This window comes from Scytonema hofmannii PCC 7110, assembly GCF_000346485.2.
Classification (GTDB): Bacteria; Cyanobacteriota; Cyanobacteriia; order Cyanobacteriales; family Nostocaceae; genus Scytonema; species Scytonema hofmannii.
On the sequence record NZ_KQ976354.1, the window covers coordinates 4,834,130 to 4,849,866 of the forward strand.

General features: G+C 41.5%; 18 protein-coding genes. 7 read left to right on the plus strand and 11 right to left on the minus strand.

Annotated elements, in window-relative coordinates:
* Positions 1-139: 139 nt before the first annotated feature.
* The 10 genes from WA1_RS20120 to WA1_RS60005 form a co-directional block, all read right to left on the minus strand.
* A complete protein-coding gene (locus tag WA1_RS20120; protein ID WP_017741750.1) occupies positions 140-1,018 on the minus strand; it encodes a thaumatin family protein in 879 nt (292 codons plus the stop codon).
* A 76-nt stretch (positions 1,019-1,094) separates the two neighbouring features.
* Positions 1,095-1,463 (minus strand): YbaY family lipoprotein, encoded by a 369-nt coding sequence (locus tag WA1_RS20125; protein WP_017741749.1) that lies wholly within the window; start codon positions 1,461-1,463, stop codon positions 1,095-1,097.
* Positions 1,464-1,633: 170 nt separating this feature from the next.
* Entirely contained in the window at positions 1,634-2,629 is a 996-nt protein-coding gene (gene legP, locus WA1_RS20130; RefSeq protein ID WP_148662726.1) for a Dot/Icm T4SS effector Zinc-dependent metalloprotease LegP, read from the minus strand.
* Positions 2,630-2,800: 171 nt separating this feature from the next.
* Positions 2,801-3,565: a LysM peptidoglycan-binding domain-containing protein gene (locus tag WA1_RS20135; RefSeq protein ID WP_017741747.1), complete on the minus strand. Its 765-nt coding sequence runs from the start codon at positions 3,563-3,565 to the stop codon at positions 2,801-2,803.
* A gap of 87 nt (positions 3,566-3,652) precedes the next feature.
* Positions 3,653-4,171, minus strand: coding sequence for a LysM peptidoglycan-binding domain-containing protein (locus WA1_RS20140; protein WP_017741746.1), 519 nt, complete (start codon positions 4,169-4,171; stop codon positions 3,653-3,655).
* 53 nt (positions 4,172-4,224) lie between these two features.
* Positions 4,225-5,217, minus strand: a complete 993-nt coding sequence (locus WA1_RS20145; protein ID WP_017741745.1) for a glycosyl hydrolase family 17 protein — start codon at positions 5,215-5,217, stop codon at positions 4,225-4,227.
* A gap of 99 nt (positions 5,218-5,316) precedes the next feature.
* Positions 5,317-5,727 carry a CAP domain-containing protein gene (locus WA1_RS20150; RefSeq protein ID WP_017741744.1) on the minus strand — a complete coding sequence of 137 codons (411 nt, stop codon included), beginning with the start codon at positions 5,725-5,727 and terminating at the stop codon, positions 5,317-5,319.
* Between the two features lie 80 nt (positions 5,728-5,807).
* Positions 5,808-6,215 (minus strand): CAP domain-containing protein, encoded by a 408-nt coding sequence (locus tag WA1_RS20155; protein WP_017741743.1) that lies wholly within the window; start codon positions 6,213-6,215, stop codon positions 5,808-5,810.
* 369 nt (positions 6,216-6,584) lie between these two features.
* Complete coding sequence (locus tag WA1_RS20160; RefSeq protein ID WP_026134475.1) at positions 6,585-7,124, minus strand: helix-turn-helix transcriptional regulator; 540 nt, start codon at positions 7,122-7,124, stop codon at positions 6,585-6,587.
* 531 nt (positions 7,125-7,655) lie between these two features.
* Complete coding sequence (locus WA1_RS60005; RefSeq protein WP_017741741.1) at positions 7,656-7,784, minus strand: hypothetical protein; 129 nt, start codon at positions 7,782-7,784, stop codon at positions 7,656-7,658.
* A gap of 54 nt (positions 7,785-7,838) precedes the next feature.
* Here WA1_RS60005 and WA1_RS20165 point away from each other — a divergent pair, with 54 nt between their 5' ends.
* The 5 genes from WA1_RS20165 to WA1_RS20185 all read left to right on the plus strand — a co-directional run bounded on the left by WA1_RS20165 (position 7,839) and on the right by WA1_RS20185 (position 13,438).
* The gene (locus WA1_RS20165; RefSeq protein WP_017741740.1) at positions 7,839-8,477 is read left to right on the plus strand and encodes a sigma-70 RNA polymerase sigma factor region 4 domain-containing protein; all 639 of its coding nucleotides are present in this window, start codon (positions 7,839-7,841) and stop codon (positions 8,475-8,477) included.
* 293 nt (positions 8,478-8,770) lie between these two features.
* Positions 8,771-10,657 (plus strand): alpha-amylase family glycosyl hydrolase, encoded by a 1,887-nt coding sequence (locus WA1_RS20170; RefSeq protein WP_066612927.1) that lies wholly within the window; start codon positions 8,771-8,773, stop codon positions 10,655-10,657.
* A gap of 217 nt (positions 10,658-10,874) precedes the next feature.
* Entirely contained in the window at positions 10,875-11,342 is a 468-nt protein-coding gene (locus WA1_RS20175; protein WP_272819184.1) for a hypothetical protein, read from the plus strand.
* A 12-nt stretch (positions 11,343-11,354) separates the two neighbouring features.
* Positions 11,355-12,095, plus strand: a complete 741-nt coding sequence (locus WA1_RS20180) for a glycoside hydrolase family protein (RefSeq protein WP_017741737.1) — start codon at positions 11,355-11,357, stop codon at positions 12,093-12,095.
* 230 nt (positions 12,096-12,325) lie between these two features.
* A complete protein-coding gene (locus tag WA1_RS20185) occupies positions 12,326-13,438 on the plus strand; it encodes an S-(hydroxymethyl)glutathione dehydrogenase/class III alcohol dehydrogenase (protein ID WP_017741736.1) in 1,113 nt (370 codons plus the stop codon).
* 599 nt (positions 13,439-14,037) lie between these two features.
* Here the strand turns inward: WA1_RS20185 and WA1_RS20190 are convergent.
* Positions 14,038-14,232 carry a hypothetical protein gene (locus WA1_RS20190; RefSeq protein ID WP_017741735.1) on the minus strand — a complete coding sequence of 65 codons (195 nt, stop codon included), beginning with the start codon at positions 14,230-14,232 and terminating at the stop codon, positions 14,038-14,040.
* 146 nt (positions 14,233-14,378) lie between these two features.
* Here WA1_RS20190 and WA1_RS20195 point away from each other — a divergent pair, with 146 nt between their 5' ends.
* On the plus strand, positions 14,379-14,618 hold the full coding sequence (locus WA1_RS20195; protein ID WP_017741734.1) for a hypothetical protein: 240 nt from the start codon (positions 14,379-14,381) through the stop codon (positions 14,616-14,618).
* A complete protein-coding gene (locus tag WA1_RS20200) occupies positions 14,593-15,696 on the plus strand; it encodes an ATPase (RefSeq protein WP_017741733.1) in 1,104 nt (367 codons plus the stop codon). The genes WA1_RS20195 and WA1_RS20200 overlap by 26 nt, the downstream gene beginning before the upstream one ends.
* Positions 15,697-15,737 lie beyond the last annotated feature (41 nt).

Sequence of the window (15,737 nt, forward strand, 5' to 3'; positions counted from 1 at the left end):
TTAAGCCTGCAAGATTAGCCCTCGCCCTAGCCCTCTCCCAAAGGGAGAGGGGACAAGAATTCTAGCTCTTTTCTCCCTTGGGAGAAGGGTTGGGGATGAGGGCAATTCATACTGTTATTTAGCAACGTCTGACAGAGCATTAACGTCCTACCGGACATAACGTTACATCAAAGCTTTTTTGTGTTGGACAACTATGCAATCCGTTTACATCGTCGTAAGCATAGCTATAAGCAGTAGGACAAACTTGGCGTACAGTCCGGACAAAATTTGTTCCTACAACTGGTCCTCTGCGACACCGTTCGACATCATCGTATGGACAACATAGATCGATACCTGGTGCTTCAGTTTCAGGCTTTCCTAAACCAAAAGGAGAAGGATAGTTCCATCTTTTACACGGAGACAAGCATTGTACGGCTTTACCTTGATTGAAGACTCGAAGATCCCCTAAACCCTGTGTTTCATTCTGAGGACAGCTATTAAGAGAAAGATTGCAATTCGTTGTTATACAGGAACCAGATTCCCCTCCTCTGGGTTTAATCTCAAGAGGAATGCTGTAGCCATCTACTAAGCTGATATTATACCAAGCTTGTTCTGTGGAAGACAGATTTGGAAAGTTAATTTCAACTTTAGTATCGGCTGGAGGCTGACAACCGGAAGGAGGACACGGTGGTATTGCTTCTCCCGCAGTGCAGTTCATACCATTAGAGTCACAACCCACTTTTGGCCAAAATCTTCCAGCCCAACCGTTACTGGGTATGGAGTAATCGTGCGATTGACCTTTGGAAAGTTTAACAGTACCATCCGATAGAGGAGCTATATTGGCGTTAGGTATTGTTGCCATCCATACGGGAAAGTCACATTGATTGGTAATTGATAATCGAGTGGTATGGTTTGTAGCTGACGAATCTTGCGCGATCGCTCCTTGAGGATTGATGAAAAAGAGCAATAGTGAAAGTGATACCATCAACAGAGTGGTACAAATTCCAGACAAGAAAGATGAAAATTTTTTACTTTTCATAACTTAAATAAAGCATTTCGTTCAAAACCAACATCCAGTAAAATCGCTTCGCTCTAATACGAATTATTCGGTCATGCTACTTCACCTCTCGCACGCGCACTGAGACCTGAAGTGGATACTCAAAGGTAAGAACTGGATAACTCTCCATAGTGATGTAGTCTCCACGTTGGATTTGCTCATTTCCATGAAGAGAGACATGTACGCGTATTGAGTAACTCGCACACATATCTACAATTTGGCTTTTAAGGGCAAATTCTATCCGATTTTGAGTTCCTATCTGATGAGAAACATCAGGAATGACTTGTTTGGCAACAATCCTGGATGAAGCATCTACATCAGTCACATCTTCAAGGTATACATTGACTGTGGCTCCAGAGAAAGTATTTATCTCTTCACCAAAAAGAATTTCGCCTTTTACGAGAGATAGCGCATTATTTGATGACATTTTCGTTAATCAGAAAATAGAATTTAGCAATCCTAAACATTTGTAAAATTCCTTCTTCTCTCTTTTCTTCGCGCTCTTTGCGTCTTTGCGGTTAATAAATTTTACCTATCAAATAGGATTGCTAATTCGTTACCAGAACAGATAAAAATCCTTCTTCCCCAGTTCCATGCCTAGTTTAAAGGAAGATAAACTACCTGACCGGGCTGCAAATTGCCAGCTTCTTGTTCTGTAAAAGAACCTCCATTTAGTGTTTTCATAATTTCACGCCAACGGTTACCATCTTTTAGCTCTCGTTCGGCAATAATAAAGAGCGTGTCTCCCTGTCGTATAGTGTAAGGACGCGATTGAGAAGTTGTCCCTTGATAGAGAAAATGAATGGTATCTATGTCACCCCTGCTCAGAGACTTCCTTTGCCCGATAGATTTTCCAGGTGAAACAGTCGTAATTGTTGGTTGACCGTTTTTAGAAAACGCCGTTGCTCCGTAGTGCATAATTGAGTCATAATCATACGAGGCATGGTCATCACCGTCGGTAATGTGTTGGTTAAAGTTATGCACGTGAGAAGACTCAATATTCTGCCAATGAATCTGAATGTGTCTATCTCTGTCCTCTCGGCTTTGCTCGTGCCAAAGTCCCAAGGCATGACCAATTTCGTGGACGGCTGCACCTGTAGAGCAACCATCGCCTAAAGTAATATGTTGCTCGCCCCCCTGCATACCTACGCGAGATGAGCAGCCGTTACCAGGTCGGAAGCGAATGTAGTTCGGATGTTGATTCGCATTGCTGTTTGTTCGCTGCACAAACCTGATGATGGTGTTTTGTTGCCAGTGAGCGATCGCATCTCTGACCCGTTCTTGCTTCGGGAGGCTGGGATCGATTTCGTATGGCACAATACCATTAGGCCAGCGAAACTGCTTTCCTGGGATAAACACACCACGTGAAGCCTCATCCTCTTCAATATCTTCTCCAGCGAGGATAGCAGCAGTTTTCTGCTCCATTTCTTCTACAGTACCAAGGACGATGCAGCCCTCGAAGATGGCTAATCCATCGACAACAGAGTACTGGACTGGCTTATTCTTAAAAGTTTCTCCAGAGATAAAGCCTGTACGAACATCATCGCTCTTAAGCAACCCGTCGAAGTTGTTTGTGTCTTCAATGATAGTCATGATTTTTTCCTCATCGATTTTTTTCATGGCGGAATTTTGTAAGCTTGTGCTGGCTGTGACACATTACAGCAATTTTCAGACACAGTCTTAGGGGCGCAAGGCATTGCGCCCTTACGAACGGTGTGGTACATTTAGGTAAAAACTACTGTAAAAGCACAACAGCTTACCGTTTTAAGAGAAATCAGCAGGCGAAACATTGTAACCGCCATATTCTTCCACATACCGGAGCATAGAAGTCCCAAATTCATCATGAGGAACTTCGTTTTTCAACAAAAGATTAGCGAGTCCAAAAGGACCACTCAAATGTGCTCCAGCTAAAATACCGGAAAGGGTAAGAGTAACTGTTTTTGACACCCCTCTATCGTTATATGTCTTTTGCTGACCGAGGTAGTTGTTGAGAGACTGTCCTTGCGCTCCAAGCGTATTGTTAATACGTTGCAAGTTGAGATTAAAAGCCTCACGGATTGCAGCTTCTTGCACTTCACGGGACTTTTGGAATTGTTCTTTACTATTAATACCTCTCTTTCCCGTCCAAGCACCCCGCCAGTAGTTCTTGTCAGCACCGTTTCCATAAAAAACATCAGCTTTGTAGTAGCCAAGGTCAATCAGTAACGGTTCTCCAAATTGATACTTACCCATGAAACCGAGGGAGTTTTCAGAGGTGTACTGTCTTGGATCTCCTGATGGAAACCCTGATTCAAATGCTCCCAGCGCTTCTAGCATAGCTGGGAAATTTCCCCTACCCGAACCAGGATTTCCACCGGAGCCAGGAATAACAAGTACCATCCCCACTTGAAGTTGTTCGGGACTACCTCCTATGACACCGCGATTAGCTTCATAAATTTCACGCCAACGATTACCATCTCCGTAAAATTTTTGGGCTATCAAAAACAGTGTATCTCCTGATTGAACAGTATAATTTTGACCAGCTGCCATGATTTTCTCCTTTGAAAAGTTGAATTTTGTGGAACAGAAAATAATTCTTTAGTTCAGGAATTATTGAGTGTCGATGTTAATGTCTGCTTAAAGAATTACCTGAACTGGTTTTCTACCTAAATTAATTGCCTCTTGGATAGTATCGACAAAAATATCAATCCTATTACCGATGATTGCCGTACCTTTATCCAATGCAGATGCAGGAACCCGCCGACCATCCCATAGTATTATGGTGAACTCTTTTAGTAGGGGAATAACGTTTGGATCTACAGCACACTGTATGCGCCCTCTACCGTTCAGGGCTTCTTGCAATGTCACTCCATGTACGCCTGTTGCAGGCGGATGTCCTTGTGTTTCTTCCCTACTATAGAACGTAGCTTCTACATTTAATGTGTTAGAGGGATTGGGATTAGGTTGACCAAGCCCTGGAATCACAAGTACCATCCCTACTTGAATTTGTTCGGGAGTACTTCCTATTACACCACGATTAGCTTCATAAATTTCACGCCAGCGATTGCCATCCCCGTAGACTTTTTGGGCTATCAAAAATAGCGTGTCTCCAGGTTGGACGGTATAAGTTTGACTAGATGCTTGGGCTGCTGTCATAATTTTTTCCCTTTTAAGAATTAAGTTGTCAAAAGACCAGAAGCCGCATTAAGTTATGCCCTTTTCTCCGTATACTCCCCTCGGTCATTGAGATACCACAAACCGTAGTGTCCCTCAGCACCGTTAGGTCCAGACCAGGGGTTTTCTGGAGGAACTTGAGCGTTTTGGTTACTTTTCCAAGGTTCGTCAAATGCCTCAAAAAGATAAGTAGTGACTTGCTGCTCAAATGCCCACTTGTCAATCGCCTCGTAATATGCAAGCAGATTTTTTACGTTATTAACCGTGTTGTTAAAACTAATCCCTTGCGAAGACCATCCAGTCTCGCCTATCATAATTTTGCATCGCGGATTGATTGCAGCAACAGATGTTTTAATGGTATTAAACGCTTGCGCTACTCCATTTACACCTTGTTGAGGAGTGGCTGTATTTGCCGCCGGATAAAGATTGCAAAGGATAAAATCGCAGTTCTGAATGAGGGTTTTCAACTCGTTGTGAAAATGGCTGTGAGGATTGGCGATTTCTCCAAAAGTATGCGATCGCACGCCCACTTTGACATTCAGATCGCGTGCTTTCTGCTTGTGACTCACAATCATGGCATTAACAGCATTGGTTGTCTCTACGTTAACCACATACTCATTTGTGAAAACCAAAGAAGTCACCGTGTTAGGATAAACAGCATTCGCTGCCTTAGCTGCAGAAAAAGCAGCTTCGATTTCTGCCTGTTGCAGTGCAGCGTTTGGCAGTTGCTGATAAATGCCTTGAGCCACCTCAATAACAACTCTACCTCTTTGCTTATTCAACTCAGCCGCAGCAAGAGCAACACGACAGTTAGAATCTACTCGATCCCAAGGTGTCGTAGGTTGGTGATAGCCAGCATACCCCATTCCATATGTACAGATTTTGTTGAACTTAGGTGCAATGACCTCAAGCATCCGGACAATATCTTGCACGCTGTAAGAATTCCACCACGGAGTCGTCGCATTTGGAGGCGTTCCAGTCCAGCGACCAACATAAGGCTGAAAAGCAACACCAAGAAATTGAGACATAGTTAAATGATTCCTGTTCTAGCGAAATTTTTTGAGTAAAGGGACGCAGTAGTCGTTAAAGTGTGGTAACTAGTACCCGCCCCAATCATTAGACATAACTTACAAAGATGTACCGAAAACTTGTGTCCAGTAATGCTTGTAATTAACTTGACCGTTATCCTTTGCTAAGAAGTAATAACCAACCCCAATTTCCTTGTAATCTCGATTCAGAATGTTTTGCCGATGTCCTGGGCTGTTCATCCAACCCTTGACAGCATCTTCTGGAGTAGAACCACCTGCATAAATGTTTTCCGCAGCACGGGAAAATCGATAACCTGTAGCTTTTATGCGGTCAAATGGAGATGAACCATCTTCTCCGGTGTGATTGAAATAGTCTCGCATTGCCATGTCTACGCTGTGTTTTTCAGCCGCAGCTGCTAACCGACCATTGAGTCTCACTGGTGGTAAACCTGCTCTCTGGCGTTCAACATTTGTAAGTTCTACAACGCGATTGATAAATTCTCGGCTCATGGTAAATAACCTCTTAAAATAGTAGGTTGGGTTGAGGAACGAAACCCAACATTTACAAACATTTGTTGGGTTTCACTTTATTAAGGGCTGCCAAAGCATTGTGTCCAGTAATGTTTGTAATTAACATCGCCTGTATCGTTAGCTAAAAAGTAATAACCAACTCCGATTTCCTTGTAGTCAGGACTCAGAATGTTTTTCCGATGTCCTTCACTGTTCATCCATCCTTTGAAAGTATCTTCTGGGGTAGAACCACCTGCATAAATGTTCTCACCGACAAAGGTTGAAGGGTAACCTTCAGCTTTGGCGCGATCTGAAACCTTGTTGCCATCTGGGCTGCTGTGACTGAAAAAATCTTCCAATGCCATGTCTACACTATGTTTTTGTGCTGCTGCTGCTAACACGGGGTTAAATCTCAGTTCTGGCAAACCTGTTTGACGGCGTTGAGCATTAGTCAGTTCTACAATGCGATAGATAAAGTTACGATTCACGGTTGAAAACCTCTTAATGTTGAGAAATGATATGAGTCATTCAGTCAGTCATTGATTGTGTTTGAAAAACTAGGCGATCGCAAGGAAAAAGATTAGTATTAGCGATGTCCGCTCTAGCTCAATAGCTAATTCTTTAAAAAATTTAGCTGGTTTATTATTTGTGACTGAATTTATTTTTTTTGACTTCCTAAGATTAATTATGCAATAGAATATTTTTGATTGAGTGAAATATATTTAGAGTCATCAAGAAATATTAGTGAAATATTTTTAGATGTCGATCTTGGTTCGAGTCTTAAACTTTAGATCGTGCTTTATTTAGCTGCAAAATCCCCCTTAAGTTCCCTGACAAAATACACATATCCAGAATCGTTAAAACTCATTTTTCTGGCTCTTTTCTAGTTGAAAACGCTGTGCCTTTCTCCAAACTAGAGGAGTAGAATTGTGGCGATCGCGAAACTGATAGTAGAAAAGATTGGTATTTTGATAGCCTACTTCTAAAGCAATTTGCTTAACCGATTTGTTAGTTTTTAAAAGCAAGACACGTGCTTCTGCCATGCGACGCTCGATCACCCAATCAATTATGGTTTTTCCTGTAAGATGACGCATTAAGTTGGATAAATAAGCTGAGGCATAACCGACTTCTTTAGCAACATCGTCTAGCTTAATAGGTTGGTGGTAATTCAATTCAATAAACTGAAAGACTTTATTAAGGCGGGGAATGGAAGGAAAGATGGACTGAGAAGCCTTTAATTCTTGGTTCTCCTCAATACCAGATAATTTCTCCTGTGGTAGACGAACATGAACAAGACCATCCTCTGTGTCAATCACCTCAAACCCTGCTGTCTTCAAGGATGTCATTAAGAGATTTTTATTTTCAGAATTCTCATCAATTACTAAGATAGTATTCATTTTCTCTAGATGTTTCGTTAAATTTTTCACAAGCTTTACCACTGCCATCGTCAACACAGTCTTGATATTGACTGTCTGAAGTTTTAGAACAATTGAGATGCTTCACTTGTTACTCTGGTTGCTACAACCCTATTTATCTCTAAAATTCCAATTTATTTACAAAACTTAATAAAGAGAGAATTGTGTAATCGTGCATACTTCAAGTATTACAAGTGCATAGCTAAGCACGAATTCAACCTATATATATGTAGCGTATAGTGCCATTAGCATGAAGTTTTTATTCGTGCTTTTCTACTTAAGCGCACATTTTTTCAGTAGGTGTAAATTTTGACTATTATCATGGATTTTTGCATAAAATTTTTTAATTTCTCTGGAAAACGATATTTTAAATGTGTAGAAGTCCGTAAATGTCCGGTTCTTAAACGCAAAGGAATTTATTCAGCATTATGCTTTCGCTTAAAGCAGTGTTGAATTGAAAAGGCAAAAGGCATAACAATCTTAATATAGACCATCACACCAACCTTCTGGCCCTCAACCTCCAGCATAGCTGCCTTGTAAGGGAGGGCTTGTAAGACTTTTAGAAAAATTTGCGATCGCAAACATTAAACCAAGACTTCTGACACATTCATCTGCAAAGTTTTGTAAACTTTGTAAAATCATTCAGATAAAAGCTTTGTTAACCGTCCGATAACCTTTTGTAGGAGAACGAGCTATATGAACGAGCAACAGCTTAAAGAGTTAGCTTTAAAAGCCCAACAGAATCCCTTAGGTACAACGGCTAGACGAATAGCTCTATCAAAGCTCATTGACAGTATTTACCGTTCGAGTAAACTGTGTCGCCCATATAAGGGTCAGTTTCCTAAAGTTTACGAACATATTTATGAGGAGGCTGTACAAGACCTATTTTTGTATCTTTGTAAAAATATTGACAAATACGATCCTCAACGTGGTGAATTTATGACTTGGGTGAATATGTTATTAAGTCAGCGTTTTTTTAAAGAAGCCATCCCCAAAACAGTTGGTAAATCTAATGAAATTCAATTAGAAAATTCTTTTCTAGAAAATCTAGAAGCTTTGACAATAGAAAATGATGAAGAGAATTGTATATCCCAGTTTAGAAAAATCAGACAATATATAGAAAAAGATTCAAGAGGAATGTTTAGACAAACACACATTATAAACCATCCCAAAGCCAATTTTCAAGAAATAGCAATTAAAAGATGGTCTGGTACATCCTGGAAAACTATTTCAGACGAGTTGGGCATTCCCATTCCCACTTTAAGTAACTTTTATCGGCGAAGTTTAGAAAAATTTCGCTATGAATTCAGAGATTTGTGTGAGTTGAAGACTTAACATTAGTACAAACCTCTAGAGCATTTGTTATCTTGTTTAGAGGAATGCATGCAATCAAAGAAATACGTTTAATTAGTTTGAGCCAATTATTAAAGTTTTGTAAAAAAAAATTGTTTTTGAGATAAATAGGGTTGCAAGCACCAGAGTAATAAGTAGAGTACATCAATTAAATAACGTAAAAGATGTAGCTAACTTTTCACAAGAGGTGGGAAAGAGTCAAGTCCTATCCTTTCCAAAGGTTTTTAAAACTTGTACGACGTAGTTATTTCTTATTAAACTGAGAGAATTTCAAAATGGTTGAGAAGCAATTATCGCTCATTGATCTTGAGTCATTCAAACCCCAAAAAGGTTTTTATCCGTCTCCTATCGCCTGGGAAGACCAAGTTTTCTACTTTATGATGCTTGACAGATTTTCTGATGACCAAGAAATAGGATACAAAGACATTGAGGGAAATGTAGTTTCTAAAACTCCCACTCGCACGACTCCAATGTTTACCCAAGAAGATAGTGGAAATGCCATCAAAACTGCTGCTGATGCAAACCGTTGGCGTGAAGCTGGAATTAAGTATGCTGGCGGTAAACTCAAGGGACTAAAAAGCAAAATCGGTTATTTGAAGCGCTTGGGAGTGACAGCAATATGGATTAGCCCAATTTTTAAGCAAGTACGCTTTCAAGAAACTTATCACGGCTATGGCATTCAAAATTTTCTGGATGTTGAACCGAATTTTGGAAGCCGCGAAGATTTGCAAGATTTAGTCAAAACTGCTCATGCAAATGGCATATATGTAATTTTGGATATTATCCTGAATCACGTTGGTAATGTGTTTAGCTATGCTCCAAACCGCTATTGGACACAGGACGAAGGTGGAAACAGAGTTCTTGATCCTCGTTGGGATGGAAATCCTTATGAGGTTAAGGGATTTAACGATAAAAAGGGATTTCCTACCATACCATTTCAGAAAGCTGACCCTAATGCTCCAACAACATGGGTTGATGAGGATGGAGCTATTTGGCCAATTGAATTCCAAGACCCTTCTTTCTACACGCAAAAAGGACGTATAGATAACTGGGATGGCGACCCAGAGTATTTAGAGGGTGATTTTTCCGATTTAAAAGATGTCCATCACGGTGAAGGCACTCTTGATAATTACAAGCCTTCACTAGCACTCAAGTATCTTTGTGAAGTGTATAAATTTTGGATAGCTTACGCAGATGTAGATGGATTTCGCATTGATACTGTTAAACACATGGATAAAGGCGCTACCCGCTTTTTTGCTGCGGCTATCCATGAGTTTGCCCAAAGTATTGGTAAAGAACATTTCTTTTTAGTTGGTGAAATTACGGGAGGTCGGAAAAGAGCATTTGAGACTTTGGAAGAAACAGGTTTGAATGCTGTTTTAGGTATAGATGATATCCCTGACAAACTTGAGTATATGGTGAAAGGATATCGCAACCCTGGGGACTACTTTGGTCTGTTCCGTAATTCCAAGCTGATTCAGAAAGAATCAAACGTTTGGTTTAGAGACAAAGTCGTGACTATGTTCGACGACCACGACCAAGTCCGTAAGGGACAAAACAAGGCTCGCTTTTGTGCTGACCGAGATGCTGAAAAAGTTGTGTTAAATGCTTTAGCGCTGAATGCAATGACTTTGGGAATTCCTTGTATTTATTACGGAACTGAACAATGCTTTGATGGGAATGGGGGTAGCGATCGCTATTTACGAGAAGCCATGTTCGGTGGTGAATTTGGAGCATTTAGAAGCCGAGAAGCACACTTTTTCAATGAAGATAACCCGGTGTATCAAGAGCTGGCTTTGATTTTAGAAATTAGAAGAAATAATTTGGTTTTGTGTCGCGGTCGCCAATACTTACGCTCAATTTCTGGCGATGGACAAAACTTTGGTTTCCCAAAAATGATTGGGAATCAAATACGCTCTGTTGTTCCTTGGTCACGTATTCTCAGTAACAAAGAAATGCTGTTAGCTATTAATACTGACTTTGAACAACCAAGCACAGCCTGGGTCACCATCGATAACGAACTGCACAATTCGGGCGATCGGTTGACTTGTGTTTACTCTACTGATAAGGAACAGGTAAATCAACAGGTACTTGTTGAAGCTAAAAATGGTAAGTCTGTGAAAATTACGGTTCCTGCTGCAGGCTTTGTCATTTATGGGTAAGCGATCGGCGAAGCTGAACGGCTAGACTGCCGTATCGCACACATCTAAATAATTCGTAATTCGTAATTTGTCATGAAAAATTCATTAATCACACATTAATAACAAATTCATTCAGGGTACAAACCCCTACAAATTACGAATTTCCGAAAACCGACTTAACCGACATCGGTTAAAACAACAACACAGTTAGTTCAAATTCAAATCAAAAAGGAGAAGTATGAGTATGCTTTTATTTTTCACCATGCCACTAGATGAAACACAACCTTTGAACAAAGGAAGACTATTCCTCATCGATGAAACTCAAGGGATTGTCGGCAGATGGGTGGCAACAACCAGCACCGCAGACAAGCAAGGCGTCAAAGATTGGAATGTTCGCGGTGGCGTGTTACCCCCAACTTATGAACTGGCTCAGCCATTACCTTTTTACTCCGTGGCAGTCAATCCTGTCAACCTCAAACACGTGAAGGGAGTAGAAGGCAATGGTTATCCAATTACACCATTTGAAGTCAAAACAAAGGATGGAGGCACTCGCAGCGATCTGCTGATTCATCGAGATGCAAATGTGCCAGGAAGTATGGGCTGTATCGTGCTTTCAGACGGTGAGTTTGCTGACTTTGAAAAAGTCTTCTCTGCAAAATGCAAACAGCAAAAAGAAGTTAAGCTCCTCGTTGGTTACACTTATTAATCGGAGAAAAACATGAAACTTCAAGATATTATCAAGCTTAACCAAACCTTTGAGTTTGATTATTTGAGTCAGGATCGCGAGTTAGCACAGCAAGTACAAATCCGCCTTGTCGATCTCAAATTACTTTCCTCAGTTGCTGACGGCGCTTATGGACCAATCACTCAACAGGCGACAGTAAAATTTGCCCAAGCCTTTGATTTACCCGAACTTCTGAATGCTGCGTTTGCAGAAAAGCTCATTGAAGCTCAGGAAATCCCCAATTCCTCTACCTCAACTTTTACAGGTATACCCCATTGTGGAGTTGAGTTAATTAAACGCTTTGAAGGTTGCTTTCTCGATGCATATCCCGATCCTTTAACCAAGCGCGAACCGATCACAATTGGCTGGGGATCGACCAAGAAACGTGACGGTAGTGCATGGCGTCTAGGAGAAAGCATTTCTCAAAAAGAAGCGGATGAGCTTTTGATGCTTCAGTTGGAAAAAAACTACTTACCCGATTTAGTAAAAATACCTTGTTGGGGCGAACTCAACCCTCACCAACAAGGAGCATTACTCAGCTTTGGCTATAACTTGGGAAGTAAATTCTATGGCGCTCTTGGCTTCGATTCCATGACCAAAGTTTTAAAGAATCGTGATTGGAGCAAAATCCGCGAAACTTTCATCAAGTATCGCAATCCTGGAACAAACGTTGAGAAAGGACTTTTGGCACGAAGGCAAGCTGAAGCTGAACTATTTCTAACACCTTACCGCTAGGTCAACCACATAAATTTTGATGGATTAAGTTAGTCTAAATCCCTCCAGAACCCCGACTTCTTAAAGAAGTCGGGGTTCTGGCAGCCCCTACAACTTCCAAGCAAAATGCCCTAAATGAAGTTAGAAGTCCTTTACCTTTACTTTCTACTTATGTCGCTAACATTGAGCGAAGTTTTACAATACTTGTAAACTCTAGTCAGTCGTTTTTACCTGACATAGGAAGGCTCAACTTGGAAGTTAAAGCAGCAGTGGCTCACGGTGCCGATAAACCGTTAACAATTGAAACCGTTCAACTTGATGAACCTCGCGCAGGGGAAGTGATGGTTGAAATTAAAGCCAGTGGTGTTTGCCATACGGATGCGTATACCCTTTCTGGTGCAGATCCCGAAGGTTTATTCCCCGCAATTTTGGGACATGAAGGTGCTGGGGTGGTTGTAGAAGTTGGGGAAGGTGTCACTAGTCTTAAGCCTGGTGACCATGTTATTCCTTTATATACGCCAGAATGCCGCCAGTGCGAATATTGCCTGAGCATGAAAACAAATCTTTGTCAAGCAATTCGTGCGACACAAGGACGTGGTGTTATGCCCGATGGCACCAGCCGCTTTTCACTTGATGGGCAAATGATTCACCACTACATGGGGACATCTACATTTGCTAATTATACAGTCTTGCCAGAAATAGCCTTAGCAAAAATTCGTGAGGACGCGCCTTTTGATAAGGTCTGTTATATTGGTTGTGGTGTAACAACAGGTATTGGTGCTGTCATCAACACAGCCAAAGTAGAACCGGGTGCCAATGTTGTGGTTTTTGGTTTGGGTGGTATCGGCTTAAATGTTATCCAAGCTGCAAGGATGGTGGGAGCCAATACGATCGTAGGGGTAGATATTAATCCCAAAAAGAAAGCTTTGGCAGAAAAGTTTGGCATGACTCACTTTGTTAATCCAAAAGAAGTTGAGGGAGATCTAGTTCCCTATCTTGTTGATTTAACTAAGGGTGGTGCTGATTACAGTTTTGAATGCATCGGCAATGTAAACATCATGCGCCAAGCATTGGAATGCTGCCATAAAGGTTGGGGTGTCAGCGTCATTATTGGTGTTGCAGGTGCAGGACAGGAAATTAGCACTCGTCCGTTTCAACTTGTGACTGGGCGAGTCTGGAAAGGTTCGGCATTTGGTGGAGCAAGAGGGCGTACTGATGTACCAAAAATTGTGGATTGGTATATGCAGGGCAAAATTAACATTGATGATTTAATTACTCACGTTATGCCAATAGAACGCATTAATGACGCTTTACATTTGATGCATGAAGGCGAATCAATTCGTAGTGTAGTGACATTTAATTAAATGTTGGGTGGGTAACGCTAGCCCTGTCAAGGTGGGTCAAAAACCCGGAAAATTATGCCCAATCTTCGACATCTTACCTTCACGTTCTTTGCGTCTTCGTGGTTAAAAAATATTTTTTAACCGCAAAGACGCGAAGAGCGCGAAGAGAATCTTGTTTTTCAATCATCACCTTGACAGGGTTAGGTGGGCAACGCCCACCATTTGACTCTTTGAGCAGTTAGTCTTTGCACGGTCATAAGCTGAGTATTCAAATGAACAACATCCTTTGTAGGGGCGCAATGCCTTGCGCCCCTACACTTGGGTTCAAAAGCGCATCTATACCCGTGGGAAGTATAGTCTTTGCTGAGTAGGGGAGGTTGGGGAGTGCTTTCTTTCATACTTAACGAGCCACTACTACGTACCAGGCTTGATATGATTAGTTTTTACGGGCGATCGCAAGCTAGGAATCACCAAAAATAGACAGATATGGGCTATAAGGGACTTCCAAATAAAAAAGTATTCAAAAATCTCTTGTGGGACGGGCGTCTCGCCCGTTACAGATCGGAGGGCGGGCGGGGACGCCCACCCCACAAGATGGATAATTTATTTCTTGGAAGTTCCTAAACAAAAAATCGGTTGCGTTTATTTCCGGTAATTTCTTTTAAAAGCTCTATCTCACAAAGCTCTTTAATCAACTTGTTTGCGTTAGAATATGATACCTGAGTAATCTCTGCAGCATTGTCTACATTAAAAATTGGTTGAAAATACAGCCGCTCAAGTAAAGCTAATGCATTTCCCGCTTTACGATTGCCCATGTGTTCTCTTATTGTTTGACTGTAAGTCTCTTTTAAAAATAAATTTCTAGTATCGGCGGATGAAATGACTACAGCAGCAAATGCTCATCGAGGGAGATTGGTAAACTAGATGCATAGACCTACCTGTAAACCTAAGAATTTCAATTATGAGCAGTACTAACATTAACAATAATATTTCTCAAAAGGATTATTTCGAGTTAACTCCTACTGAACATGAAGCACTAGCCCAACAAGCAGTACGAGATGCGATCGCACGAATGCACAAAGGAGGAATACCTACAGTTGAAGTTGACAATGATGGTCAACTACACCATCGTCACCCAGATGGAACGCTAACACCAATTACAATCAACCAGGAAGATGAGACAACCGAACAGTCAACCTAAACTAGTCGTCTTTGCTGGTCCTAATGGCAGTGGAAAATCTACTATCACGAATATCCTTCGAGAAACAGCAAATTTCCCTGCCAACTATATTAACCCAGATGAAATCGCACTCACTCTAAGAGAAAACAACCCCAATCGCAAAGCATACCAAGCCGCTCAAATCGCGGAAGAACTACGCCAAAGTTATATCGACCAAAGGGAATCGTTTGCCTTTGAGACAGTGATGTCTCACCCCAGCAAGTTAAAACTCATGAAACAAGCTCTTATGTCTGGCTACCAGGTAGAATTAGTATTTGTTGCTACCTCAAACCCAGAAATCAATATCAATAGGGTGAGACAGCGCGTAGCAGAGGGTGGACACGACGTTCCTGCTGATAAAATTCGAGAAAGGTACAATCGTACCATTGAATTATTGCCTGCAGCAGTTGAAATAGCAAACCGGGTTCGCATATATGACAACAGCACCATTCCCCAACAAGCTGTCGTTATCGAAAATGGTCAAATTACTTACCAGTCAGAAGAAATACCCAATTGGGTACAAACCACACTTACTAAACTAGAAGAAAGAGCAAGCGAGAGATCCGACATTGCAACCAACTTTCCTACCACATCAGCCAATATTGACGGTGGGAAGTACGTGGGGACGGTTAGCCAAACTACCGACAACTATATCGTGCAGCAAACAGGAGATAGCCGAATACTTCACGATCGCAGTATTGTTAAGGGTGAGTTTGAAACGGGGGACAATATCAGGATTGCCTATCGGGATGGTAACGTGGCAGCTACGGTACAACCCACCCAGGAAAATCAACAATGGGCTGAAAGTATATTGCCGATCGCCACTAATATCCTCCAGGTTGAACGGCAAGAAAACCGAGTAGAAAACCCAAGTAGGGGAATCGAACTTGTACGGGGGAATAACTATCAGTTGCAGCTAAACCGCAACAACGAAACTCTTACCATTTCATCAGTTGCTGACAATCGGACAGTAGCATCTTACGATTTAGCAGAAAGTACCGTCATTGCCGCCAATCCTACCGTACAAGATAAACAATACTGGCTCTCAAGGAGCCAATAATCCCGAGGTGAACAACCTAACCGCAACGACATCGAACTGTA

What these genes read in the sequence shown, in the direction of transcription:
- WA1_RS20120 (WP_017741750.1), bottom strand. Translation starts at nt 1,018, where the DNA reads ATGAAAAGTAAAAAATTTTCATCTTTCTTGTCTGGAATTTGTACCACT.
- WA1_RS20125 (WP_017741749.1), bottom strand. Translation starts at nt 1,463, where the DNA reads ATGTCATCAAATAATGCGCTATCTCTCGTAAAAGGCGAAATTCTTTTT.
- legP (WP_148662726.1), bottom strand. Translation starts at nt 2,629, where the DNA reads ATGACTATCATTGAAGACACAAACAACTTCGACGGGTTGCTTAAGAGC.
- WA1_RS20135 (WP_017741747.1), bottom strand. Translation starts at nt 3,565, where the DNA reads ATGGCAGCTGGTCAAAATTATACTGTTCAATCAGGAGATACACTGTTT.
- WA1_RS20140 (WP_017741746.1), bottom strand. Translation starts at nt 4,171, where the DNA reads ATGACAGCAGCCCAAGCATCTAGTCAAACTTATACCGTCCAACCTGGA.
- WA1_RS20145 (WP_017741745.1), bottom strand. Translation starts at nt 5,217, where the DNA reads ATGTCTCAATTTCTTGGTGTTGCTTTTCAGCCTTATGTTGGTCGCTGG.
- WA1_RS20150 (WP_017741744.1), bottom strand. Translation starts at nt 5,727, where the DNA reads ATGAGCCGAGAATTTATCAATCGCGTTGTAGAACTTACAAATGTTGAA.
- WA1_RS20160 (WP_026134475.1), bottom strand. Translation starts at nt 7,124, where the DNA reads ATGAATACTATCTTAGTAATTGATGAGAATTCTGAAAATAAAAATCTC.
- WA1_RS60005 (WP_017741741.1), bottom strand. Translation starts at nt 7,784, where the DNA reads ATGATTTTACAAAGTTTACAAAACTTTGCAGATGAATGTGTCAGAAGT.
- WA1_RS20165 (WP_017741740.1), top strand. Translation starts at nt 7,839, where the DNA reads ATGAACGAGCAACAGCTTAAAGAGTTAGCTTTAAAAGCCCAACAGAAT.
- WA1_RS20170 (WP_066612927.1), top strand. Translation starts at nt 8,771, where the DNA reads ATGGTTGAGAAGCAATTATCGCTCATTGATCTTGAGTCATTCAAACCC.
- WA1_RS20175 (WP_272819184.1), top strand. Translation starts at nt 10,875, where the DNA reads ATGAGTATGCTTTTATTTTTCACCATGCCACTAGATGAAACACAACCT.
- WA1_RS20180 (WP_017741737.1), top strand. Translation starts at nt 11,355, where the DNA reads ATGAAACTTCAAGATATTATCAAGCTTAACCAAACCTTTGAGTTTGAT.
- WA1_RS20190 (WP_017741735.1), bottom strand. Translation starts at nt 14,232, where the DNA reads ATGGGCAATCGTAAAGCGGGAAATGCATTAGCTTTACTTGAGCGGCTG.
- WA1_RS20195 (WP_017741734.1), top strand. Translation starts at nt 14,379, where the DNA reads ATGAGCAGTACTAACATTAACAATAATATTTCTCAAAAGGATTATTTC.
- WA1_RS20200 (WP_017741733.1), top strand. Translation starts at nt 14,593, where the DNA reads ATGAGACAACCGAACAGTCAACCTAAACTAGTCGTCTTTGCTGGTCCT.